Source organism: Neorhizobium alkalisoli (genome assembly GCF_007829835.1).
GTDB lineage: Bacteria > Pseudomonadota > Alphaproteobacteria > Rhizobiales > Rhizobiaceae > Neorhizobium.
The window spans coordinates 903,178-926,411 of the sequence record NZ_VIWP01000001.1 but is presented as its reverse complement, the minus strand read 5'-3'; the positions used below and the strand labels follow the sequence as shown (position 1 = coordinate 926,411).

At 61.4% G+C, this 23,234-nt stretch carries 20 protein-coding genes; 9 read left to right on the top strand and 11 right to left on the bottom strand.

Going from position 1 to position 23,234, the window contains the following annotated elements:
- Positions 1 to 90 precede the first annotated feature (90 nt).
- The 3 genes from FHW37_RS04115 to FHW37_RS04105 form a co-directional block, all read right to left on the bottom strand.
- A complete protein-coding gene (locus tag FHW37_RS04115) occupies positions 91 to 474 on the bottom strand; it encodes an HTH domain-containing protein (protein WP_145632854.1) in 384 nt (127 codons plus the stop codon).
- Between the two features lie 60 nt (positions 475 to 534).
- The gene (locus FHW37_RS04110) at positions 535 to 1,197 is read right to left on the bottom strand and encodes an outer membrane protein (protein WP_145632852.1); all 663 of its coding nucleotides are present in this window, start codon (positions 1,195 to 1,197) and stop codon (positions 535 to 537) included.
- Positions 1,198 to 1,351: 154 nt separating this feature from the next.
- The gene (locus FHW37_RS04105; RefSeq protein ID WP_145632848.1) at positions 1,352 to 2,317 is read right to left on the bottom strand and encodes a helix-turn-helix domain-containing protein; all 966 of its coding nucleotides are present in this window, start codon (positions 2,315 to 2,317) and stop codon (positions 1,352 to 1,354) included.
- A gap of 411 nt (positions 2,318 to 2,728) precedes the next feature.
- Here FHW37_RS04105 and bcsA point away from each other — a divergent pair, with 411 nt between their 5' ends.
- The 4 genes from bcsA to FHW37_RS04085 are packed head-to-tail and all read left to right on the top strand — an operon-like array spanning position 2,729 to position 10,240.
- Complete coding sequence (bcsA, locus tag FHW37_RS04100) at positions 2,729 to 4,984, top strand: UDP-forming cellulose synthase catalytic subunit (RefSeq protein ID WP_281407231.1); 2,256 nt, start codon at positions 2,729 to 2,731, stop codon at positions 4,982 to 4,984.
- Complete coding sequence (locus FHW37_RS04095; RefSeq protein ID WP_145632843.1) at positions 4,981 to 7,302, top strand: cellulose biosynthesis cyclic di-GMP-binding regulatory protein BcsB; 2,322 nt, start codon at positions 4,981 to 4,983, stop codon at positions 7,300 to 7,302. The genes bcsA and FHW37_RS04095 overlap by 4 nt, the downstream gene beginning before the upstream one ends.
- Complete coding sequence (locus FHW37_RS04090; RefSeq protein ID WP_145632841.1) at positions 7,299 to 8,399, top strand: glycosyl hydrolase family 8; 1,101 nt, start codon at positions 7,299 to 7,301, stop codon at positions 8,397 to 8,399. Before FHW37_RS04095 ends, FHW37_RS04090 begins: the two co-directional genes overlap by 4 nt.
- Complete coding sequence (locus FHW37_RS04085) at positions 8,378 to 10,240, top strand: hypothetical protein (protein ID WP_145632839.1); 1,863 nt, start codon at positions 8,378 to 8,380, stop codon at positions 10,238 to 10,240. Before FHW37_RS04090 ends, FHW37_RS04085 begins: the two co-directional genes overlap by 22 nt.
- A 225-nt stretch (positions 10,241 to 10,465) precedes the next feature.
- On the opposite strand, the gene FHW37_RS04080 is transcribed toward FHW37_RS04085, so the two are convergent.
- From FHW37_RS04080 to FHW37_RS04045, 8 genes are all read right to left on the bottom strand, one after another.
- A complete protein-coding gene (locus FHW37_RS04080; RefSeq protein WP_145632836.1) occupies positions 10,466 to 11,212 on the bottom strand; it encodes an SDR family NAD(P)-dependent oxidoreductase in 747 nt (248 codons plus the stop codon).
- Positions 11,213 to 11,233: 21 nt separating this feature from the next.
- Complete coding sequence (locus FHW37_RS04075) at positions 11,234 to 12,322, bottom strand: glycerol dehydrogenase (protein WP_186458130.1); 1,089 nt, start codon at positions 12,320 to 12,322, stop codon at positions 11,234 to 11,236.
- On the bottom strand, positions 12,313 to 13,086 hold the full coding sequence (locus FHW37_RS04070; protein ID WP_145632835.1) for an SDR family NAD(P)-dependent oxidoreductase: 774 nt from the start codon (positions 13,084 to 13,086) through the stop codon (positions 12,313 to 12,315). Before FHW37_RS04070 ends, FHW37_RS04075 begins: the two co-directional genes overlap by 10 nt.
- The gene (locus FHW37_RS04065) at positions 13,073 to 13,765 is read right to left on the bottom strand and encodes an HAD family hydrolase (RefSeq protein ID WP_186458129.1); all 693 of its coding nucleotides are present in this window, start codon (positions 13,763 to 13,765) and stop codon (positions 13,073 to 13,075) included. The genes FHW37_RS04070 and FHW37_RS04065 overlap by 14 nt, the downstream gene beginning before the upstream one ends.
- Positions 13,762 to 15,264, bottom strand: coding sequence for a xylulokinase (locus FHW37_RS04060; protein ID WP_145632829.1), 1,503 nt, complete (start codon positions 15,262 to 15,264; stop codon positions 13,762 to 13,764). Before FHW37_RS04060 ends, FHW37_RS04065 begins: the two co-directional genes overlap by 4 nt.
- A 22-nt stretch (positions 15,265 to 15,286) precedes the next feature.
- Positions 15,287 to 16,264 (bottom strand): ABC transporter permease, encoded by a 978-nt coding sequence (locus tag FHW37_RS04055; RefSeq protein WP_432442824.1) that lies wholly within the window; start codon positions 16,262 to 16,264, stop codon positions 15,287 to 15,289.
- A gap of 12 nt (positions 16,265 to 16,276) precedes the next feature.
- Positions 16,277 to 17,788 carry a sugar ABC transporter ATP-binding protein gene (locus FHW37_RS04050; protein WP_145632826.1) on the bottom strand — a complete coding sequence of 504 codons (1,512 nt, stop codon included), beginning with the start codon at positions 17,786 to 17,788 and terminating at the stop codon, positions 16,277 to 16,279.
- Positions 17,789 to 17,921: 133 nt separating this feature from the next.
- Positions 17,922 to 18,893 carry a substrate-binding domain-containing protein gene (locus FHW37_RS04045; RefSeq protein ID WP_145632823.1) on the bottom strand — a complete coding sequence of 324 codons (972 nt, stop codon included), beginning with the start codon at positions 18,891 to 18,893 and terminating at the stop codon, positions 17,922 to 17,924.
- 216 nt (positions 18,894 to 19,109) lie between these two features.
- Between FHW37_RS04045 and FHW37_RS04040 the strand changes: the two genes are divergently transcribed.
- Genes FHW37_RS04040 through FHW37_RS04020 form a run of 5 tightly spaced genes read left to right on the top strand, consistent with a single transcriptional unit; the run spans position 19,110 to position 23,161 of the window.
- The gene (locus tag FHW37_RS04040; protein ID WP_145632820.1) at positions 19,110 to 19,733 is read left to right on the top strand and encodes a glucose-6-phosphate isomerase; all 624 of its coding nucleotides are present in this window, start codon (positions 19,110 to 19,112) and stop codon (positions 19,731 to 19,733) included.
- Between the two features lie 25 nt (positions 19,734 to 19,758).
- Positions 19,759 to 20,412, top strand: a complete 654-nt coding sequence (eda, locus tag FHW37_RS04035) for a bifunctional 4-hydroxy-2-oxoglutarate aldolase/2-dehydro-3-deoxy-phosphogluconate aldolase (RefSeq protein WP_145632817.1) — start codon at positions 19,759 to 19,761, stop codon at positions 20,410 to 20,412.
- Entirely contained in the window at positions 20,409 to 21,362 is a 954-nt protein-coding gene (locus FHW37_RS04030; protein WP_145632814.1) for a shikimate dehydrogenase family protein, read from the top strand. Before eda ends, FHW37_RS04030 begins: the two co-directional genes overlap by 4 nt.
- 3 nt (positions 21,363 to 21,365) lie before the next feature.
- Positions 21,366 to 22,295 (top strand): phosphoglycerate dehydrogenase, encoded by a 930-nt coding sequence (locus FHW37_RS04025; RefSeq protein WP_145632811.1) that lies wholly within the window; start codon positions 21,366 to 21,368, stop codon positions 22,293 to 22,295.
- Positions 22,292 to 23,161, top strand: a complete 870-nt coding sequence (locus tag FHW37_RS04020) for an MBL fold metallo-hydrolase (RefSeq protein WP_246690653.1) — start codon at positions 22,292 to 22,294, stop codon at positions 23,159 to 23,161. Before FHW37_RS04025 ends, FHW37_RS04020 begins: the two co-directional genes overlap by 4 nt.
- The last annotated feature ends 73 nt before the right edge of the window (positions 23,162 to 23,234 follow it).

Below are 23,234 nucleotides of genomic sequence, written 5' to 3'. Positions count from 1 at the left end.
ACCGGCCGGAAACCGCAAGGTTTTTGGCCGGTGCGCCTCTGGCAATGCGCACGGGAATGATCCCGATCAAATGGGCGGATCACATGTTGTTCAGGAAGTTTTTCGAGGCGATTGCCGGTCTTTGACCAGAAAGATCCTCTTGTCACCTGCATCTTCCGGACCGGCACCCTGCATGACGGTGCCGGTTTCCCTCAGCATGCGGATGGCGGGATAGATCAATGGCCGGCTGATCTTCAAGGCGTCTGCAATTTCCGCCGTCTGCAATCCCTCGCCGCCGGATCTCAGGAAAGACACGATCCGGTCCATCCGCGTTTCCAGCGGCGAAATCCGGTCGGGCAGGTTCGCGCCCAGTTCGGTCGCGACATATTTGCCGCCTTCGATCCTGTCGACCAGACCTTTAAGCTCAAGCACGCGGATGGTCGCGATGTCGCTGCCTCTCGGCCTGAAGCCGCCTTCGGCGCGCGAGAATTGCAAAACCTTCTCCTGTCGGCGTGTCAGCACGCGATATCGATCCCTGTCTTGGCCTGCAAACGGTCAGAAATGAAAGGAGACGCCGAGATTGACGGCATTGGTGAAGATCTTCGTCTTCAGCGTATCGCCGCTGTCGATCGAGACGTCGTTCACCAGGCTGTAATTGCCCTTGTATTCCACGAAGGTCGACCAGTGCTTGCTGAACTGGTAGCTGACGCCGGCCTGGGCCTGCAGCGTCAGGCCGCCGAACTGATAGTCGGACGTGACACCCGAGGCGCGCGTGACTTCGACATGCGGAATGTTCACGCCGGCACCGAGCCCGACATAGGGCGTCCAGTTGCGGGTTGGATCCTGAAAGCGGTAGAGACCGTTGAGGGTCAGCAGATTGAGGCCGTCGGTGAATTCGAAATGGCTCCAGCCCGGTGTCCGGTCGAGATTTCCATAGACCTTGGCATGGGTGTAATCGAGGCTGACGCCCCAATTCGACTGGTCGAAATCATCCAGCCAATAGGTGGCGCGGAAGCCGTAATAGGGCGGGCGCGCGAAGGATTTTCCTTCCCAGTCCGGATCGAAGCTCGCGCCATCCGACGTGGTCACCTTGCTGCCCGTCGCCCCCTGCACGCCGCCATAGACGGAAAGCTGTGTCTCTGCAAAAGCCGTTCCGGCAAGGGCACATGCCGTCAGAACGGTCAGAGAGCCGATCAGGTTTCTGGTCGCGAATCGCATCTTTGTCGTCCCCCGAACAAACGTCATCTGACGAATCTTCAGGTTTCCTGACACGAAACTGAACGCCGAGGCGGATCGGAGGATTGCGGCTGGTCTTGTCCACCTGTGAGTGGCACGGGTGTCGCGACACGACGCTAAATGCGGCTTCTGGCCGTTACAGGCGATCCTCGCCGCTCACTCTGCCGTCCAGGCTTGTCCTGTAGCTGCTCGGCGATTTCCCGAGTTTCGTCATGAACACCTGGCGCATGTTCGCCTGGCTACCAAGACCGCTCAAGCGGGCGACTTCCTTGATCTTGCGGTCGGTGGTGCTCAGAAGATTGCAGGCATATCCGAGACGGATGCCGAGGATATAGCCGCCGATCGTCTGGCCCGTTCTATCCTTGAACGTGCGCGACAGGGTTCTCTCCGTCATCGACACCATCTTCGCCAGCGCGGTGACGCTGAGGTCGCCCTGCGGATTTTCGCGCACCCAGTCCTGAACCCTGTCGACGGGTGTCTTGCGGCGGACGCTCGGTGCCGGGGCAACAAGTTTTTCCATCCGGTCCATGACGCCGAGCCGCCGCGCCAGTTCCTGCGCAAAGGCAGGACCAAAATCTTCCTCGACCAAGGCAAGGACGACGTCACGGGCGCGGCTCGATCCCACCCAGGTCGACAGCGAACCCGAATGGCAGCTGTCGGCAAACGGTTCTATGGCCGTGTTCTGGCCAAGCAGCATGATCCTCGGCACGTCCGCGGGTTCGCAGGCAATCTTTCTCTCGCCGGCAAGGCCGCAGGCTGCGGCCAGAACAACGCCATTACCCCAGGCGCAGACTCTGCGCAGGTCGGTTCGAGAAAGGAAGAATTCCGTGAAATCGGTATCGGCCGCAGCCCGGGCGGAGCGTTCGGCGGGTGGTATCAGCACGACGCCGATGTCTTCGGGAAGGTCGTCTATCCCGTGAGCGGCGGTGCAGGTCAGCCATGTCGCGAAACTGAACACTTCGCCGGCCGAGCGCGAGAAGCTCACCAGTCGGTAGATCTCGCCTTCAGCCAGAAGATTTGCCATGTCGAAACATTTCGCGAGATCAGCAACCTCCTGGAGGAGGATCTTGTCTCGTAATAATACACCGACCGTTCGCGTCATCTACAGCCCCCTGATAGCTACGCTCTTCTACACTTCACCCCTGAATGCTCAAAAAATAATCACCATCAGTTTAAAAAAGAAACATTATGATTTTATATTCATCTAGATTTCACATTTCCTTTGTAAATCTTATCATTTCGCAAATCTGCTATGTAATTACATTTAATCCCCGTGGATATTCTATATTTATATGTTGACATTTCGTCAATTCTACTCGCGATCAGCGTAAGGTTCCGGACAAATTGCGCTGTGATTCGGCCATCTGCGCAAAAATCGCGCCCAGCTTCTTCCAAGACACGTTCATACTTCCCTAACCATATTCTGCACGGGCGCAGGATTGGTGACGTTCCATTAAGGAAATAACCGAGCCGAGCCGCCTGCCGATTGTGATGAACATAGGAGTGTGGTGTCTTGGTCAGGATCTTTACATATGGCTTTTGGTTTAGTGTCGCCGTATTGATGCTGTTGCTTGTCGCGCAGCCGGTGGGTCATGGAACACGACTGAGTGTTTCATTGATCGTGATCGGATTACTTGCGCTGATCATGCTCTTCCGGCTCGATGGCATCTGGCGGCATGTCTTTCTCGCATTGGCGAGCATCGTCGTCCTGCAATACGCCTACTGGCGTACGACAAGTACAATTCCCCCGATCGAAGATCTCTACTCGTTCATTCCGGGCATCATCGTTTACGCAGTTGAAATGTACTGCATCGTGATGCTGGCGATCGGCCTTTTCGTCGTCGCCGATCCGATCGAACAGAAGCCGGCACCCGAACTTGCTCCCGAAGATTGCCCGACGGTCGATGTCTTCGTGCCGAGCTATAACGAGGATGCGGAAATTCTCGCCCTGACGCTTTCGGCCGCCAAGGCGATGGATTATCCGGCCGACAAGTTCGCGGTCTACCTGCTGGACGACGGCGGCACCGACCAGAAGCGTTTTAGCGACGATCCGGTTGTCTCGGCCAAGGCCAGGGCGCGTGCGGAAGAGCTGATGAGCCTCTGCAGCGATCTCGGCGTCGTTTATCTCACCCGCGCAGAAAATTCCCACGCCAAGGCCGGCAATCTCAATGCCGCCCTGTGGCGCACCAAGGGCGAGCTTATCGTGGTATTCGATGCCGACCACGCGCCGGAACGCAGCTTCCTGCGCCATACGGTCGGGCATTTCTCCACCGATCCGAAGCTCTTCCTCGTCCAGACCCCGCATTTCTTCTCCAATCCGGATCCGATCGAGCGCAATCTCGGCACGTTCGGGCGCATGCCGTCGGAAAACGAGATGTTCTATTGCAAGATCCAGAAGGGCCTCGACCGCTGGAATGCTTCCTATTTCTGCGGGTCTGCCGCCGTCCTGCGGCGTGAGGCGCTCGAAGAGGTCAACGGTTTCTCGGGCGTCACCATTACCGAGGATTGCGAAAGCGCTCTCGAACTGCATTCGCGCGGCTGGAACAGCATCTATGTCGACAAGCCGCTGATCTCGGGCCTCCAGCCGGAGACCTTCGCCAGCTTCATCGGCCAGCGCTCGCGCTGGTGCCAGGGGATGATGCAGATCCTCATCCTGAAAAATCCGCTGTTCAAGCGTGGCCTCAGCCTGCCGCAGCGTCTCAGCTACCTGTCGAGCTCGATGTACTGGTTCTTCCCGTTCATCCGCGCAACCTTCCTGATCGCGCCGATGCTGTTCATCCTGTTCAACATGAAGATCTTCGTCGCATCGCTGGACGACTTCATCGGCTACACGATGATGTATATCGTCGTCTGCGAACTGATGCGCGGTTACCTCTACGGCACGGTGCGCTGGCCCTGGGTCTCCGACCTCTACGAATATCTCCAGAGCGTCTTCCTGATCCGCGCGATCATCGCCGTGATCCTCAGCCCGCGCAGCCCGACCTTCAACGTCACGGCCAAGGGTGCCTCGCAGAAGCATGATCGCATTTCGGAGCTTGCGCTTCCCTTCTTTGCGATCTTCGCCCTGCTCGTCCTGACGCTCGGTGTCGCGGCCTATCGCTACAATACCGAACCGGAAATCGCCAACCTGCTTCTGGTTGCCGGCATCTGGAACGTGCTGAACCTTGCCATTGCCGGTGCTGCACTCGGTGTCGTGACGGAACGCGGCAATGACGAGGTCGGTGTCGAACTGCCGGTCCGCGCCAATGTCGAGCTGGAATTCGGCGAAACGCTGCTCAAGGGCGCCGTCGTCAACGCATCGGCCCGCCATGCGAAGCTGATCCCGGCAGAGCGGACGACCCGCCAGCTGCGCAAGGGCGAATATGGCCGCCTGCATCTGCTCAACCCGACGTCGAAAGTCCTGATCACCAGCATGCCCATCCATATCGCGGCCGTCTCCACCTCCGGCGACAATGCATTGGAGCTGAAGTTCGAGCCCGAAGCCCACCATTTCCCGATCATCGCGGAAATGATGCTGAAGGACATGACGGTCGTCCGCGACGAGCGGGAGCTGCGCCGCAAGAGAAAGGGCCTCCTGTCGGGAAGCATCCGTCTCATTCGCTGGGCCATCACCTGCCCGATCGCCGCCCTGTCCGTCGCGCTCAGCCCGGCACCGAAGGAACGTTCGGAAGAGCGCAAGCAGATCGCAAATCAGCCGCTTGGCCAGCCGCTGGCCCAACCGCTGGCCATGGCCACCGTCCCTGTGCGTCAGAAGGAGATTGCAGAATGACTTTTCACCGAGCAGGTCTCCTGACCACATCCGCTCTGTTGCTTGTCGGCATGGCAGCAACGACATCCAGCGCCGCCGGCGATGCAGGCTTCGTGCTTGCCCCGAAAGCGAAACCCGAGACGGCGGCCAAGCAGACGCCGGAAGACAATCGGCAGCTGCGCCGGCTGATGGCGGATCGCAACGATCTGTTCCTGGGCGGCGAAATCGCCAATCGCGAATTTGCCTTCCTGGTGCTGCCGTCGGAAATGACGGGCAATGCCAAGTTGGTTCTCGATCTCCAGTCGGCGATATCGGTCGCGCCGGAACGGTCGACACTGAGACTGTTCGTCAACGACCAGGATCTCGGCAGCGTTCCGCTCACCTCCGGTGCATCGCGTCGGGTGGAGATCGAGATCCCCAAGGGCCGGCTGCAGCCGGGATATAATTCGCTGGTGATGCTGGCCGACCAGTTCCACCGCGTCGATTGCTCTCTCGATGCGACCTACGAACTGTGGACGCAGATCAATCCTGCCAATAGCGGACTTTCTTTCTCCCGGCGGACGGGCGAGGCCGGCAGCGACCTGTCGTCGCTCCTGACCTTCGGCAATGTCAACGGAAGGACCGCCATCCGCACCATCGTGCCGAAGACCGGCACGACCAACGATATCGACCGCACCATGGCCATGGTGCAGGCTCTGGCAATCGCAGGTCAGCTCGACCGTCCTGCGGTTACCGTGGCCGAGCAGCCCGAGGCAAACCCCGGCATCGAGATGCTGGTCGGTACATTCGGCACGGTTCGTCAGGCTCTCGGCAATGCTGCCGGCGAGCTCAGCGAGGGCATCCGTGTCAGCACGGACCCGGAAACGGGCAAGGCGCAGCTGATCGCGACCGCAAGGACGGACGAAGACCTGAACCAGGTCATCAGCCGTTTCGAGACGGACAGCCATCAGCATTATATGGATGGCACCAGCCAGGGGCGCCGGGCGATGGACAACCGTCGCGGCCGTCTGCTCGAGCCGGCCAGCCGCACGGCGCTCTCGACGCTGGGCTTTATCTCCCGTCCCTTCCTCGGCCGTCATTATGACCAGTCGATCGCCTTCAACCTGCCGGCTGATTTCTATCCCGGCGACTATGGTGCAGCGACGCTCAATCTGAATGCCGATTATGCCGCCGGGCTTTCCCCGAATGCCAAGCTGATCGTCAAGGCGAATGAGGAGACGATCGCAAGCGTACATCTGGGCGACGGCAAGTCCGGCCGCATCACCAACCAGCATCTGCCGATCCCGCTCAACAAGCTGCGTCCGGGCAAGAACATCATCCGCTTCGAGGCAGACCTGACGGCATCCGCGGATGCAGCCTGCGACGCCCAGACGCTGACATCCTCGACACCGCGCCTGCATGTGAAGGCAGACAGTTCGCTTGACATGCCGGTCTTTGCTGAGGTCGGTCATTCGCCGGATCTGGCCGTCGCCATGGCCGGCGACTTCAAGGCCGGTGCCAACGGCAACGAGCCGGTCCCGCTCTATGTCGAAAACCTGCGTCCGGCCTCGCTCGGGGCAGCCGCAACGCTTCTTGCCAGGACCGCCTATCTCTCCGGTCATGTCACGCCGGTCTCGACGACCGGACAATGGCCTCTGCAGCGTGATGGCGCCCTGCTTGCCGTCGGCACCTTTGCCGGTGTCGGCCGACATTCGCAGACCGACATGCTGCTCGATCTCAGCCCGTCGATGGATATGTCTTCGCCGGCTGCTTCCAAGCAGCCGTCGACGCAATCGCCCGCCAGCCTTACCTTTGGCGGTGAACAGCCGGATGCCGCAAGACCGGCCGAACCGGAGAACCGGGTCGAGGCCTATATCGCCTGGGCGAAGGGCTTCGGCATGAGTGTCGTCGATCGCCTTCACGTGCAGGCCGAGATGCTCAATCTCGTTCCCAATCCCCAGGTTCTCGCCGCTGATCAGGCCTATCAGATGCCGGGCAATGCTGATCTCGTTGTTGCCCAGCGTCTGGTTGCCGACCGCTCGCCCTGGACGGTGATTGCCGCCCGCGACGAAGCGGTGCTTCAGGAAAGCGTCAACGCCATCAGCCAGTCGCAGGTCTGGAGCGGGATCGGCGGCACGGTTCAGGCCTTCGAACGCTCGGGTAAACCGATCGAGCGCAAGGAGGCCCAGCATCAGGAGCTTTACGAAACCAAGCCCCTGTCGCTGAAGAACGGTCGTCTGATCCTTGCCGGCTGGTTCGCGAACAACTCGCTGCAGTTCACGATCGCCCAGATCGCGGCTGCGATGTTCCTTGGCATGTCGACCTTCGTCGTCCTGCGTCGGGGGCGCCGCAAGCCATGACGCTGCGAAAGACGATCAGTGGCCTTCTCGCGGTTCTCGGTCTGATGACCGGAAGCGTGGAAGCCGTCAGGGCGCAGGCGGGAGCCGATATCGAAAGCCCCGCAGCGGATCTCGCTGCGGGTGCCTGGATGCTCTACCAGCACAAGTTCCTGACGCAGGAAGGCCGGATCATCGACAACAAGGCCGGCGACATCAGCCACAGCGAAGGCCAGGGTTATGGCATGCTGATGGCCGTGCTTGCCAATGACCGGCGTGCCTTCGACCTGATCTGGAACTGGACCCGCGCCAATCTGGTCGTGCGTGACGACGGCCTGATGGCCTGGCGTTGGGATGGCAGCAAGAACCCGCATGTGAAGGACAAAAACAACGCCACCGACGGCGATCTGCTGGTCGCCTGGGCTTTGTTGCGGGCGTCACAGAAATGGAAACAGCCGGAATACGGCAAGGTCGCCGCGCAGATGGCGCAGACCATTTCCAAGCGCGCGACGGCGGAGACGGCGTTCGGCAAGGTGCTGATGCCCGGAATCTACGGCTTCAATGCCGGCGAGCAACCCGATGGTCCGGTCGTCAACCTGTCCTACTGGGTGTTTCCGGCGCTGAGCGAACTTGCCCAGGCCTCCAAGGGCTTTCCCGGAAAGACCTTGGTGAAGAGCGGCCTTTCGCTGTTGCGCGAAGGTCGTGTCGGCCCCGCAAAGCTGCCGCCGGACTGGATCGGCCTTGCCGCAAGTGAACCGAAGCCGGCCCAGGGCTTTCCGGCCCAGTTCGGTTACGAAGCCATTCGCATACCTCTCTATCTCGCCTGGTATTCCCCGGATTATCCGGACCTGCTTGAGACGTTTTCCAAACAGTGGAAGCGCTCGGCCGGAACAAAAGGGCTCGCCGTCATTGAACTGACGACGGCGACCGCAACCTCTCCCATGCCCGATCCCGGTTACCGGGCCGTGGCCCATCTCGTCGAATGTAGTCTCGGCCGCTCGGTGAATATCGAGGAGATCTCGAATTTCAAGCCGACCGATTATTACCCTTCCACCCTCCACGTCCTCAGCCTCATGGCTATCGCTGAAAGGTACCCGACATGTTTGACCGGTTCTCTCTGAAGTCCGTGCTCCTTGGTGGCTGCTGCATCATCCTGCCGATCAGTTACGCGACCGGCGACAATGTCGTCAGCAACCCGCTCGGCACCATTCGTCCTGCCGCAGCCCCCGTACAGACGATCGCCGTCATGCCGCAGACCATGGCAAGTGTGGTTGCAGCACCGGCGATCCAGCCTGCGGTCGCGCCGGTTATGCCGGCCGTTGCCGTCCAGATGCCGGCGACAACCGTGGTTCCTGTCGTGACACAGCAACCGCAGGCGCCGGCTGCTGCGGCAGTGGTTCCGGCCGCCTATTCGGTCGCTTCGCTGCCCGCCGCACAGGCCGTGATGGTTCGCCCCGGCGACAATCCGTTTGCGACCTCTCCGCAGGTGGTGAACATGCCTGCCGCAGCGGCGCGCCCGACATCGCTCAATGCCGCGCCGGCTGCAGCTCCGCAGCCCCCTTCTGCCTCTGCGGCTGAAGAGGGTGCTTCGACCGTCGACGAGACCGCGCTCCGTTATTACGCAACCCAGCGCGACCTGAAGCGGCTGGGCGCGGAAATCCGGCGCCTGAAAGCGCTTTATCCGACATGGGAAGCGCCCGAAGACCTGTTTGACCCGCCGACCAACATTTCCGAACAGCCGCTCTGGGAAATGTTCGGCCGCGGCGACTTTGCCGGCGTGCATAACGAGGTGGCGCGCCTGCAGGGCGACAATCCGAACTGGAAGCCTTCCGCCGACCTGCAGACGAAACTGGCGCTGGCTGAAATCCGCACCCTGATGCAGCGTTCGTTTGCACAGCGCAACTGGCCCCAGGTCGTCGAGCTTGCGGAATCGACGCCTGCCCTGATGGTCTGCCAGGATATGAACTCGATCTGGCTGACGGCGGAATCGCTTGCCCGGACGCAGGACTTTGCCCGCTCCTTCGAGCTCTACAAATATGTGCTTTCCAATTGCAGCAACCGCGACGAGCGGCTTGCGACGGTGCAGAAGGCAAGCCTGCTTCTGCCGGAAGCCGGCTTCTCGAGCCTCGTTGCCATGGGGCGCCCGCTTGCCAACGGAAGCCCTGAATTCGAAAGCGTGTCGCTCGATCCGCTGCGCAACCGGATGGGCAGCATTGCGCAGGGCACCCCGACCACCGGCGCGATCAATGCGGACCAACTGCAGCGCCTTGCCGACTATACCCAGAAGACCCAGTCGGCACCGGATGCAAGCCTGTTCGGCTGGTATTATTACAGCCAGAAGAGCTGGGAAGCGTCCTATCAGTGGTTCTCCTTCGCCAACCAGGTTTCGAGCGACGCCAAGAGCCTGGAAGGCATGATCCTCAACATGCGCAATCTCGACCATGAGGTCGAAGCTATGGCTCTCGCGAAGAAGAATCTCGAGCTCACCCCGGAAATCACCAAGATTTATATCGAGCTGATGGCCGACCAGATGACCGATGAAAAGCCGCCGGTCTTCAAGAGCGAGGACCTGAAACAGTTCGAAACCCTGGTGCTGGAACACGAGTCCGCGCTCGGCACCCAGGCGCTCGGCTGGTACATGCTCTCGCAGAAGAACACGGCCGATGCGAGCCGCCTGTTCGACAAGTCGGTCTCCTTCGAGCCGACCGAAGGCGGCGTCGTGGGCCAGGCGGTCATCGCGTCGCGCGCCAAACGCTGGTCGGCGGTTTCCGCCATCAAGAGCAAATACGGTGCCCGCTTCGAAGGCCTGTCGGATGTCACCGTCTATCAGGCGAAATACGTGCCGAAGAAGGTTCGCACGACGACGAAGAAGAAGGAAACCCAGTCCGAGATGTTCGCGAAACTGTTCGGCAATTTCGAAAAGGGCGAGAAGGGCAGCAAGCAATATGCTGCCGATTACTGAGGATGCGCCGGCTCGCCTGAACATCGTATCAGTCTGAGATACCCTTCACCGCCAGTTTTCGCCCCCTTTGATGGGGGCGAAATCGTCGTAAAGCCGGTTCCGGTGGAAGGACCGAGGCGCCGGCGATGTTCTTTAGGCTCGGCGGCAGGCTGTTGCCCGATCAGGAAGTGCATTGGACCGCAGCGGCATTGAACCGATACGGACCTCAAGCCTAGAGCCGCTTGATCAGCCGGAGTGATACCCGCCATCGACCGGCAGGGTCACGCCGGTGACGAAGGCGGCGGCTGGCGAGCAGAGGAAGAGGATCGGTCCGACCAGATCCTCGGTCGTGCCCCAGCGTTTCAGGGCGGAACGGTCCGCGATCTTCTTTTCGCTTTCCGCAACCGACCAGAGCGGCTTCGTCATCTCCGTCTTGTGATAACCGGGGCCGACGGCATTTACCCGCACGCCGTCGCGGCCGTATTTGTGCGCTAGCGCACGCGTCAGTCCGACAATGCCGGTCTTGCTCGCGGTATACGAGGGCACGCTTTCATCGGCGAGATAGCTCAGCATCGACGCAAAGTTGACGATGCAGCCGCCGCTTGCCTTCAGCAGGGGGAAAGCCGCGCGGGAAAGACGCATGGCGCTATTGAGATTGACGTCCATGACGTCGAGAAAGACCTCTTCCTCCCATTCGGCGTCGGGCCGCGCGATGCCCTGGCAATTGACCAGCACGTCGAGCTGATCGAGCCCGGCAAAGAAGCGCGATACCGCTTCACCATCGCGGACATCAAGTTGCTCGAAGCGAAGGCCGGCCGGAACGTCTCCCGAGGCCGCTGCCTGCAGCCTGTTCTGCGAACTGCCGGTGGCGATCACCTTGGCGCCGGCTTTTGCGAACCCCTCGGCGACACTGAGCCCGATCCCGCTCGTGCCGCCGGAAACGACCACGGTCTTGCCGTGCAAAAATGGCCCGAACGCCGAAATCTCCTGCATAGTCTTCCTCCCATCATGCTTTCAGATCAGTGCCTTCAAGGCATTAACGACCATTCCCTCCGTCACCGGAATGGGCTCGTTGTGAATGATTTCGCCGGGCCGGCAGGCGCGTTTTGCGACGATCGCGAGTTTTGCCTCGGAAGCATCGACAATACCGATATCGGCAAGCCGTGTCGGCAGACGCACTGACTGGCAGAAGTCGCGGACTTTTCGGAATTCTTCATCCTGTCCGTGAAGTTTCAGACCGGCGAGCACACCGATCGCGACCTTTTCGCCATGCAGATGGTGGTGAACATCCTCGAGCTCGCACAGGCCGTGGTGGATCGCATGCGCTGCCGCCACTCCGCCGGATTCAAAGCCGATCCCCGACAGGAGAATATTTGCCTCGACGATCCGCTCCAGCGCCGGGCTCGCCTCTCCGGCATCGCAATCCGCAAGCGCTGCTGCGCCGAATTCGAAGATCGTATCGCGGCAGGCCCGCGCGACTTCGAAGGCAAGGCTGACACCCGGCATTTTCATGCAGTTGAAGGCACCGCTGCGGCGGCAGGAATCCGCCTCGTAGAATGTCGCCAGCGCATCGCCTATTCCGGCCGCGAGAAAACGGGCCGGCGCCTTGGCGATCAGGGCCGTATCGACCAGGACAAGGTCGGGATTTCTCGGCAGGAACGTGTCATAAGCGACGGTACCGTCATCATTATAGACGACGGCAAGCGCGCTGCAGGGCGCATCCGATGCCGCAATCGTCGGAAAGATGATGACCGGCAGGCCGAGATCGCGGGCTGCAGCCTTTGCCGTATCGAGCGCCTTGCCGCCGCCAACACCGATGATGACTTCGGCAGCACCGTCCCGCGCCGAGGCGGCAAGTGCGGCGATCTGGCTCTCGGAGCATTCGCCGCCATGGCGGATCAGCCGGGCCTCGACATGTCCTTCAAGCGCCGAAGAGAGCGCAGCTTCCAGCATGTCGTAGATACCGCGATCGACGAGGACCGTGGCGCGGCGGCCGAAACCGGCCGCTTCCGCACCCAGCATCCCGATTGCGCCGGCCGCCTGGATATACCGCCCCGGAAAACGGGCGCCGCGGACAATGCCGGTCGAAGACGTCACCAGCATACATAGCCTCCGTCAGCCAGCACGATCGAGCCGGTCATCAGGCTGGAGGCTTCGCTGGCGAGGAAGAGGATGACGGAGGCCACCTCGTCGGTGCGGCCGAGCCGGTTCATCGGCGTGCCGCCGACCCAGTGGCGGTACATTTCCGGGTCATCGTACACGTACTTGTTCATTTCGGTGTCGATATAGGTCGGCGCCACGGAGTTGACGCGCACGCCCCGCGCACCCCATTCGGCCGCAAGCGACTTCGTCAGGTGATGAACGGCTGCCTTGGAGGCGTTGTAATTCGCCTGTTCCTGCGGGCGGTTGACGATGAAGCCGGACATGGATCCGACATTGACGATGCTGCCCGCACCCTGTTCCAGCATGGTCTTGCCGAATGCGCGGCAGCACCAGAACACGCCGTTCAGGTTGACGTCGATCACCTTGTTCCAGACCTCGTCGGCCATGGTTTCGGCCGGATGGTTGCTGATGGCGATGCCGGCATTGTTGACGAGAACATCGACACGGCCATGGCGCGCCAGGATGGTGTCGTGGACGGTCTTCACGCCTTCGACATCGGTAACGTCGAGCAGTTCGCCCTCGACCTTGAAACCCTTGGCGCTGAGTTCGCCGACGGCCTTTTCCAGCAGTTCGGCATTCATATCGGTCAGCACCACCGTCGCGCCGGCCTCGCACAGGGCTTCGACTGCGGCATAGCCGATGCCTCTCGCCGCTCCCGTCACGACGGCGATCTTGTCGGTCAGCTTGAATCTATCGAGATACATGGAGGATTTCCTTTGCGGGTGTTTTCAGCGCCGCGGCAAGGCAGGCGCTCAAGGTCGGCATCAGGTCATGCGGATCGGCAAGGATTACGCCGGGCGGAAAGACGAGATCGTCGCGGCCCGGCTCCGGCCAGGCAATGACGGTCATGCCCGCGGAAAGACCGGCAATCGCGCCGGGGACACTGTCTTCCACGACGATGCAGTCTGCGGGATCGAGCCCGAGCAGATAGGCGGCGCGGAGATAGGGTTCCGCATGCGGTTTGCCATTGCGCACGTCGTTGCGGGTGACGGAGACAAGGCCGGGCCGCTGCAGGCCGATGGCGCGCAGATTGGTATCGACCAGAATGCGGTCCGAATTCGAGACGATAGCATGGGGAATGCCGTTTCGCTTCAGAGTATCGATCACAGCCTCGGCCGATGGCCGCCATGACAGCGAGGCGGACATTTCCAGATAGGCGGCATATTTGGCGGCGGCATAGTCGCTGAAGGAAAGCGCGAGCCCTAGCCTGTCGCGCAGCAGCGCATGGCATGCCTCGCCGGTCATGCCGGTAATCTCTTCCGAAAGCCCGTCCGGCACCGTATGGCCGTGGTTTTGGAGCACCGTCACCATGGCGGCAAAATGGGTCGGCTCGCTGTCGACAAGCGTCCCGTCCATATCAAAGAGTACGGCACGCATCGTCATTGCGGCAGCCTGTCGAGGTCGTCGTAAAGCGTCTGGCTGTGCTGATAGAGCTTTTCGAAGAAGGTCTGCATGGGACGATAGATATCCGCCCATGCCGGATCGGGCCGAATCTCCTCGTCATAGGCGACATAGGCATCGGCCGCTGCCTGCAGATCGGAGAACTGTCCGGTGGCTGTCGCGGCCATGATGCCGCAACCGACCAGTCCGCATTCGGCTTCCCGCGGCACCAGGATCGGGATGTCGTAGACGCTCGCCTTGATCTTCAGCCAGAGTTTTGTCTTCGCGCCGCCGCCCGAGGCAATCACGCGTTCCAGCGGTGCGCCCGAAATCCTGTCGAGGATGTTGATGTGCCGCTTTACCGCAAAGGCGACGCCTTCGAGTATCGAGCGGTGCATATGCGCAAGGCCATGGCCGGCGCCGATCCCGAAATATTGCGCCCGGGCGTTACGATGGTCGCCCAGCCGTTCGCCGGCAAGATAGGGCATGAAGAACAGCCGTTCGGACCCGGCCGGCGCTTCGGCCGCCTTGGCGACGATATCCTCATACGAAAACTGCTTGTCATGGAAGGCACGGCGCGCCCAGCGCATGGCATCGCCGCCGGATTCCAGCAGCATGAAGGCTCCCCAATTTCCCTCGACCGTGCCGACATTACAGACGGAGGGATCAAGCAGGGGCTGGCTGGCGATCGCAGTGATGATGGCGGATGTGCCCATCACTTCCGAGCCGACGCCCGGCCGGCAGACGCCGGAGCCGAGAAGTGCGACCGGATAATCGGCACCGCCGACCAGAACCGGCGTGCCTTCCAGAAGGCCGGTCTCCACGGCAGCCTGTGCCGTGACCGAGCCCAGGATTTCTACCGGATTGCGAAGCGGGGCGAGTTTTGCCTGATCCAGGCCAAGCAGCCCGACCATCTTCTGCGACCAGTCGCCGGTGCGCGGGTCCATGAGAAAACTCGCACCGCCATCACCGCGATCCATGGCGATCTCGCCGGTCAGGCGCAGATTGATATAGTCCTTCGGCATCAGCACGGCGGCCGTGCTGCGATAGGCTGAAGGATCATTGTCGCGCAGCCATTGCAGCTTGAAGCCCGGCCAGGCCGGGGTCGGCGGATTGGCGCAGTCGGCAAGATAGCTTTCGGGACGGTTTGCCGCTTCGAAGGCGGTCACATAATCGACCGTGCGCTTGTCGTTCCAGAGCGGTGCCGTTTCGCGCACCAGCTCGCCACGATCGTCGACCAGAACCGTTCCGTGCATCTGGCCGCAGGCGGCGACCGCCGCAATCCGGCTTGCCGCATCCGGCACTTCGGCAAGCACCGAACGCGTCGCGGCGGCAACGCCCGCCCACCAGTCCCGCGGCCGCTGTTCCGACCATCCGAACTGCGGAACGATCTGGTCGTGTTCGCGGCTGGTGACGGCAAGGATCTTGCCGCGTGTATCGAGCAGCGCCGCCCGGACGCTGCCCGTCCCGACATCGATTGCGAGGAAGAGGTCTTTTGACATGTCTTTGCTTTGGATTGGCGGCTTACTTGCGGAACCAGTTCGAGGCGTATTGCAGCAGCATGGCACCAATGATGATGCATCCCATGAACACCTGCTGATGGTAACCTGGCACGCGTGCAAGGTTCATCATATTGGCAATGATGCTGAGCACAAGCACGCCGATGAATGTGTTGACCACGCCGCCGCGGCCGCCCATCAGGCTGGCGCCGCCGATCACCACGGCCGCAATCGCATCAAGCTCGGCGCCGACACCGATATTGGCCGAACCGATGCCGGTGCGGCTTGTGGAGACGATGCCGGCCGCTGCCGCAAGAACGCCCGAGATGACATAGACCGAGGTCGTGTAGAAGGCGACCGGGATGCCGGAGAGACGGACCGCCTCGACATTGGAGCCGATCGCCTTCACCAGCCGGCCGAAGCGGGTGAGCGACAGGACGATGCCGGCAATGACGAAGACGGCGGCCATCAGCCAGACCGGATAGGGCAGGCCGGCCAGCGATTGCGATCCGAAAGCGACGATGACCCCGCCCGCATCACCCATCTGGATAGGCTGGCCGGAAGAGACGATCAGCGACAGGCCGCGTGCCACCGTCATCATCGCCAGGGTCGTGACGAAGGGCGGGAGTTTCAGGAATGCCACAAGAATGCCGGAGACGAGGCCGCAGGCGCCGCCGGCGAGAAGTGCCGCCCCGATCGACATCCCGGTCCCGAACTGCTGGATGAGAATGGCGCAGATGACGCTGCCCAGCGCCGCGATCGAGCCGACCGAAAGATCGATGCCGCGCGTCAGGATGACGAAGAGCAGGCCCATCGCCATCAGACTGGTGCCGGAACTCTGGCGCAGCACGTTGATGAGGTTTCGCTGGGTCAGGAACACGTCCGACATCAGCGTTGCGACGATCAGCAGCGCGATCAGGATCGCGACCGTGCCGTAGCGGTGCAACAGGTTGCCGATGTTCAGCGAATGCGAGCGGGGTGCGGTTTCTGTGATATCTGTCACGGCGTTACCCAATCATGGTGTCGGAGCGGTCTCTGGCCTGGTCACGGAGTTGACCATTGCGAGCCGCAGCAGGTTTTCTTCGGTATAATCGGCCGGCTGAAGAGAGCCGGTCAGCTGTCCCTCGCGCATGACGAGAATGCGGTCGCACAATCCGAACAGTTCCAGATGTTCGGAGGAGATGACCAGGATTGCGCGGCCTTCTGCGGCAAGCGACTTGATCAGCGAGTAGATCTCCGTCTTGGCGCCGACATCGACGCCACGCGTCGGTTCGTCGAAAATCAGGATGTCGCCATCGGCATGAAACCACTTGGCGAGCACGACCTTCTGCTGGTTGCCGCCGGAGAGGCTGGAGGCCGGGTCGTCGAGGCTGCCGGCCTTGAGACGAAGGCGGGATGCGAGCTTTTCGACCGTGGATTTTTCAGCCGAACGCCGGACGAAGCCGAACATGTTGACGAGAGGCGAGAGCCGCGCCATCGTCGCGTTGACGCGGATCGGGAAGTCGAGAACGAGGCCCTGTTCCTTGCGGCTTTCCGGCACGAGACCGATGCCCGCCTTGATGGCGTCACGCGGGCTTTTCATCTTCACCTCGCGGCCGCGGATGAAGATCTTTCCGGATTGCGCCTTTTCCGCCCCGAAGATCATCCGCACGAGTTCGGTCCGGCCGGCCCCGACAAGGCCTCCAAGCCCGACGATTTCGCCGGCGCGCAGGCTGAGCGAGGCGCCCTTGATACGGCTGCCGTCCGAAAGCTTGTCGATCCGGATGACTTCATCGCCGACCGTGCGTTCGACATCCTCGCCGAATAGCGCCTTCAGTGAACGGCCGACCATCATGCGGATGACATCGTTGATCTCGACATCCGTCCTCTGGACAGTCGCAACAGATGCGCCGTCCTTCATGACCGTGATACGGTCGGCAATGCGAAAGACTTCGTCGAGACGGTGCGAGATATAGATGATCCCGACGCCGCGTTCGCGAAGCGTCGCAATGATCTTGAGCAGCCGTTCGGCATCCTGCGTCGAAAGCACGGCGGTGGGTTCGTCGAACACCATCACGCTGGCATTGTGGGAGAGCGCCTTGGCAATCTCGACCACCTGCTGATGGGCCACGGACAAGTCTGACACGGTGGCCGACGGAGATATGGAGAAACCGAGGCTGGAGATCAGCTCCTTTGCCCGGCGATTGAGATCACGCCACGAAATCAGCGAGGGGATTTCGGCGAGAAAGATGTTTTCGGCGACTGTCAGATCGGTCGCCAGCGCCATTTCCTGATGGATGATGGCGATACCCTTGCCGAGCGCATCCATCGGGCCGCGAAACTGCCGGCGCTCGCCGGATACCACGACCGTGCCGGCATCCGGCACATGTTCGCCGCCGAGAACGCGCATGAGCGTCGATTTACCGGCGCCGTTTTCTCCAAGCAGCGCATGGACCTCACCGGGTCGCAGGGTGAAGTCCACGCCCTGAAGGGCCCGGACGCCACCGAAGGATTTGCGGATACCGCTGAGTTCTACCAGATTTTCCATAGCCGAATTCTGATCCCTGTGCCGCCGGGCAAACGCCGGCAGGACATCGTGGGAGGCCTTCAGGCCTTCCGCTCAATGACGAGGGTGCGACCGGCATCACGCGGTGCCGGCCGCCTTGGGAGGAGGATGGTGCTTAGAACACCGCGTCCTTCTTCAGATACTTGTCGACGTTTTCCTTGGTGATGGCGGTTGGCGTCGTATAGGTGATCTTCGACATTCCCTCGGGAAGCTTGCCATCGATCGCCTTCTTGGCAAGATCGACCGCCGTCGCGGCGACGATTGCCGGGTCGTTGAGGCCGGTCGCACCGTATTTGCCATCCTTGATGGCCTGGAGCGCTTCCTTCTGGCCGTCGGCAGCTGCGAGCAGAAGCACGTCCTTGGTATCGCCGAGTGCCTTTTCGGCGCCGAGAACCATGGAGTCGTTTTCACCGACAACGACATTGATGTTCGGGTTGGCCGTCAAAAGGTCTTCCATCGCCTTCAGGCCGCCTTCATTGGTCCAGGCACCCCAGCCCTGACCGACAACTTCGAAGCGCGCGCGGCCTTCGTTGCGGAGCTGGCCTTCGAGCAGACCGGCCAGCACGCCGAGGCGCCGTTCCTGGCCGACTTCATTGCCCTTGTCGCCCGAAATCAGCGCAATCTTCAAATCCTTGCCCTTGGTGGCATTGGCCAGCCACTGGCCGACGAGCAGGCCGTTCTGCGAATTCGAGGACTGGACGAGCGTGACGAAATTGGCCTGCGGATCGATGGTGGAGTCGATTACGAAGACATGCACGCCGGCAGCGGTCGCGGCATTGACCGCCGGCACGAGGCCCTTGCTGTCGCGCGGGTTGATGATCAGGGCCTTGATCCCCTGGGCCACCATGTCCTCGACATCGGCGACCTGCTTGTTGAGGTCGTTCTGGGCGTCGACGGAAATCACTTCGCAGCCGAGTTCGGTCGCCTTTTTCTTGGCCGACACTTCCTGTGCCGCGAAATAAGGCGCGTCCAGCGTCTTCATCGAGATGCCGATCTTGCAATCGGCGGCCTGGGCCGCGGTCATTGCCAGCAGCGAACCTGCGGCGGCCAGTGCGAGCCGCAATGCGGCGGTCTTAACAGTCTTCATGATCTCTCCTCCTTAGGGCGAATCTGAGCTCCCACGACCCTTCTGGGTCCGCCATTTCTCAAAAGCCAAATGTAGCGTAATTACATAAAAATCACGCGTCAACGTTATTTTTCTACGTAAAACGGAAACTTGATGCTGCATTGCAGCGATAATTAGGGCTTGCACGTCTCATTCTATCATTTTATGTAGTTTTACTACCGATTGGAGGAGAGTTGCATGTTACGAGAGCCTGTTACGAGCGTCGTGGACGCAATCGCCGGGGGGATGAGCGGCAATACGGGCCGTTACGAGAAACGCTTGAGCGACCTGACGGGTCTTTATGCCGATGCCGATGCCCATGAGGCGCTTGTCAGATCGACCAGCGATCCGGTCGTCTACGACGTTGAGGACTTCAAGCCCGGTACCCATAGCGGCGATCTGATCTACGGCGTCACCCGCATGAATCCGGGCCGCATCGGCCGCGAATATTTCCTGACGCGTGGCCATATTCACGCGAAGGCCGACAGGCCGGAGATCTATTACGGCCAGAAGGGCCGCGGCCTGATGCAGCTCGAATCGCCCGAAGGCGAGACGCGCATCGTCGAGATCGGCCCGCAGACGATTTGTTATGTCCCGCCATTTTGGATCCATCGCTCCATCAACGTCGGCGCCGAGGATCTGGTCATGGTCTTCGCCTACCCGTCCGACAGCGGCCAGGACTACGGCATTATCGAGAACTCGAACGGCATGCGCCATCGCGTCTACGCGACCGATACGGGCGGCTGGGAACTCGTCGAAAACACAGCCTACACGCCGCGGAGCAGCGAAATCGCCCGCGGCCTGATGAAGACCTATGCCTGATCAGGGCAACAGCCAGGAGTTTCTCATGAAAGATCCAATCGACATCATCGCCGGGCTCGGCGTGGTCCCGGTCATTGCCATCGAGCGTGCAAGCGATGCGGTTCCACTGGCCGACGCGCTTCTCGAGGGCGGCCTGCCGGTTGCCGAAATCACCTTCCGCACCGAAGCCGCTGCCGATGTGCTTGCCGCCATGCGTGATGCACGTCCTGAACTCTGCATCGGTGCCGGCACCATTCTCGACAAAGCCAATCTCGCCCGCGCAGTCGCGTCCGGCGCCCGTTTCGGCCTCGCGCCGGGTTACGATCCTGATATCGTCGATGCGGCGAAGGCCGCAAACCTTCCCTTCTGCCCCGGTATCATGACGCCCTCGGACCTGACGCTCGCGGCGGCCCGCGGTGTCCGTCTTGCCAAGTTTTTTCCGGCCGGCGTTGCCGGTGGCCCGAAGGCGCTGTCCGGCATTTCGGCGCCGTTTGCGCATCTCGGCATCCGCTTCATTCCGACCGGTGGCGTCACCGAGGCGACGATCGGCGACTGGCTTGCCATCCGCCAGGTCGTTGCCGTTGGCGGCACCTGGATTGCCAAGACCGAGGACATTCGCGATGGCCGTTTTGCCGAAATCGCCAAGAATGCCAAGGCGGCGGTGAAGGTTGCCCAGGAAGCGCTGGAGAAACGCCAGTGACCTCCTATCAGCCGGCCACACAGCCCACGCTATATTTCATCGGGGTGACCACGGGCAAAAGCTCGATCATGAAGGTGTTTCCCGCCTGGGCCGAATATCTCGGCCTCAAGGATGCGGTGATCAAGGGCATCGATTTCAAGCTGCATGACGATCCCGCAGCCTATCGCAAGGCAGTGGAATTCATCCGCGACGATCCGCTTTCGCTTGGCGCGCTTGTCACCACCCACAAGATCGACCTGTTTCATGCCTGCCGCGACCTGTTCGACGTGATCGACCAGCATGCGCTGCTGATGGACGAGACGAGCTGCATCTCGAAGCGGAACGGCAAGCTGATCTGCCACGCCAAGGACCCGATCTCGTCGGGTCTCGCCATCGACGGTTTTCTCGGAGAAAACTATTTTGCCGAGCACGATGCCGATCTGTTCTCGATGGGCGCCGGCGGCTCGACCATTGCCATCACCTGGCATCTGATGCGCAGCAGTCGTGGCAAAAACGTTCCAGGCCGGATCGTCGTCACCAATCGCAGCCAGCACCGGCTGGACGAGATCAAACGCATCCACGCCCAGGTCGAGACCGACGTGCCGGTCGAATATCTTCTGGCCGAGACGGCGGAAGCCAATGACGCCGTGCTGAAGACGCTGAAGCCCGGATCGCTGGTGATCAATGCCACCGGTCTCGGCAAGGATGCGCCCGGATCGCCGCTCACCGATGCGGCTCAATTTCCGGAAAAATCCGTCGTCTGGGACCTGAACTACCGCGGCGATCTGGTCTTCCTCGATCAGGCACGCCGGCAGGAAGCGGAGAAATCGCTGCAGGTGGAAGATGGCTGGACCTATTTCCTGCATGGCTGGACGCAGGTGATCGCCGAGGTCTTCGACGTGGCGATCCCGACCTCCGGTCCTTCTTTCGACGAGATTTCCAGGATCGCGCTTCAGGCTGCGGGGAGATAGGACATGAACCAGCGCATTCTCGTAACCCCTCGCTCGCTCACCGCCGAGCCGCATCCGGAAGTCGAGCGCCTTCGGGATCTCGGCTTCGAGATCGTTTATTCCACGGCCGGCGCCATGCCGACCGAGCAGGAACTGATGACGCTCGTTCCCGATTGCGTCGGCTGGCTGGCGGGTGTCGAGCCGGTAACGCCAAAGATCATTGCCGTTGCGGAAAAGCTGAAGGTGATCAGCCGCAACGGCGTCGGTGTCGACAATCTGCCGATCGAGACCCTGAACCAGCGCGGCGTGCAGATCATGATCGCCGAGGGCGCCAATTCGCTTGGCGTTGCCGAACTGACCATCGGCCTGATCTTTAGCGCCATGCGGTCCATCCCGCTCGCCGATGCCGGCATCAAGTCCGGCGGCTGGCCGCGCGTGCGGGGCATGGAAGTGCGCGGCCGCACGATCGGTGTCATCGGTTGCGGAGCGATCGGCCGCGAAGTTGCGCGCATGGCGATTGCGCTCGGCGCCAATGTCATCGCCTTCGATCCCGCAAGGCCGAACCTTGATCTGCCCTCAGCATCCTTCTCTTATGCCGAAGTCGACGAGATCGTTGCGCAGGCGGACATTCTGTCCCTGCATTGCCCGCTTCCCCGTGACGGCAGCGCGCTTCTGACCGAAGAGCGGCTGGCACTGTGCAAACAGGGTCAGGTGATCATCAACACGGCCCGTTCGAAGCTGATCGACGAGGCCGCCCTGATCGATGCGCTAGAAGATGGCCGCGTCGGCGCCTATGCAACGGATGTCTTTGATGAGGAGCCGCCGACATCGCTGACGCTCGCCGCCCATCCGCGCGTTATCGCAACGAGCCATATCGGTGGCTTCACGACGGAAAGCGTCGAGCGCGCCACGCGCATCGCAGCCGACAATCTCCTGACCGCATTGAGGGCATGACCATGGCAGGCCGGCTGGTCGAGACCGTATTCGATGGCCCCTTGGCAGAACGGCTTTCCGGGCCGGCTACCGAAGGTGTCCGTTTCTACTGGCTTGGCCAGGCCGGTTTCGTCCTTGAAATGGGCGGGCGGCGGCTTGTCGTCGACCCCTATCTCTCGGATTCGCTGGCGGAAAAATATCGTGGCACCGCACGCCCGCATATCCGGATGATGCCGCCGCCGATCCTGCCGCAAAGCCTTGGCGGGGTGGACCTCGTCCTTTCCACCCATGCCCATACCGACCATATGGACCCCGGTACACTGCCGTCGTTGCTGAAGGCCAATCCGCAGGCAAGGCTCGTTGCGCCCCGTGCCGTCCTCGCCCAAGCGCTGGCCCGCTCCGGTGTTGCGGAAGAGCGGCTGGTCCTTATCGATGCAGGCCAGACGATCGAGCCGCTGCCCGGCCTTTCGATCACGGCAACCCGCGCAGCCCACGAAACGCTGGAAACGGACAGCGAAGGACACCATCGGTTTCTCGGATACGTTTTCGAGGCCGCTGGCCTTCGCATCTGGCATTCGGGTGATTGCATCCCGTTCGACGGCCTCGTCGACGAGGTCGCGCCCCATGCACCCGATATCGCGCTTCTGCCGGTCAACGGGCGCAGGCCCGAACTCTCGGACAACGGCGTGCCGGGCAATTTCACGATTGCCGAAGCGATATCGATCACCGACGCCATCGATGCCCGCTACCTCGTCGCGCACCATTACGGTCTCTTCGATTTCAACACCGAAAGCCCGGCAAACATCGATGCCGCAGCCGCCTTGAGCCGTGCGACGGATGTTTTCCGTGCGAAGGTCGGCATATGCTACGAATGGCAGGGCGCGTGATGCCAGGCGGCCGGTTCCATTTTCATGACACCGGATTTAGCTTATGAGCGGGCCGGCACAGAAGGGCGAACCC

Excerpts from the sequence above, each read along its gene's own strand:
- FHW37_RS04110 (WP_145632852.1), bottom strand. The coding sequence starts at position 1,197 with ATGCGATTCGCGACCAGAAACCTGATCGGCTCTCTGACCGTTCTGACG.
- FHW37_RS04025 (WP_145632811.1), top strand. The coding sequence starts at position 21,366 with ATGAACCAGCGCATTCTCGTAACCCCTCGCTCGCTCACCGCCGAGCCG.
- FHW37_RS04070 (WP_145632835.1), bottom strand. The coding sequence starts at position 13,086 with ATGTATCTCGATAGATTCAAGCTGACCGACAAGATCGCCGTCGTGACG.
- FHW37_RS04075 (WP_186458130.1), bottom strand. The coding sequence starts at position 12,322 with ATGCTGGTGACGTCTTCGACCGGCATTGTCCGCGGCGCCCGTTTTCCG.
- FHW37_RS04020 (WP_246690653.1), top strand. The coding sequence starts at position 22,292 with ATGACCATGGCAGGCCGGCTGGTCGAGACCGTATTCGATGGCCCCTTG.
- FHW37_RS04090 (WP_145632841.1), top strand. The coding sequence starts at position 7,299 with ATGACGCTGCGAAAGACGATCAGTGGCCTTCTCGCGGTTCTCGGTCTG.
- FHW37_RS04085 (WP_145632839.1), top strand. The coding sequence starts at position 8,378 with ATGTTTGACCGGTTCTCTCTGAAGTCCGTGCTCCTTGGTGGCTGCTGC.
- FHW37_RS04080 (WP_145632836.1), bottom strand. The coding sequence starts at position 11,212 with ATGCAGGAGATTTCGGCGTTCGGGCCATTTTTGCACGGCAAGACCGTG.
- FHW37_RS04045 (WP_145632823.1), bottom strand. The coding sequence starts at position 18,893 with ATGAAGACTGTTAAGACCGCCGCATTGCGGCTCGCACTGGCCGCCGCA.
- FHW37_RS04050 (WP_145632826.1), bottom strand. The coding sequence starts at position 17,788 with ATGGAAAATCTGGTAGAACTCAGCGGTATCCGCAAATCCTTCGGTGGC.
- FHW37_RS04060 (WP_145632829.1), bottom strand. The coding sequence starts at position 15,264 with ATGTCAAAAGACCTCTTCCTCGCAATCGATGTCGGGACGGGCAGCGTC.
- FHW37_RS04040 (WP_145632820.1), top strand. The coding sequence starts at position 19,110 with ATGTTACGAGAGCCTGTTACGAGCGTCGTGGACGCAATCGCCGGGGGG.
- FHW37_RS04065 (WP_186458129.1), bottom strand. The coding sequence starts at position 13,765 with ATGACGATGCGTGCCGTACTCTTTGATATGGACGGGACGCTTGTCGAC.
- FHW37_RS04105 (WP_145632848.1), bottom strand. The coding sequence starts at position 2,317 with ATGACGCGAACGGTCGGTGTATTATTACGAGACAAGATCCTCCTCCAG.
- eda (WP_145632817.1), top strand. The coding sequence starts at position 19,759 with ATGAAAGATCCAATCGACATCATCGCCGGGCTCGGCGTGGTCCCGGTC.
- FHW37_RS04095 (WP_145632843.1), top strand. The coding sequence starts at position 4,981 with ATGACTTTTCACCGAGCAGGTCTCCTGACCACATCCGCTCTGTTGCTT.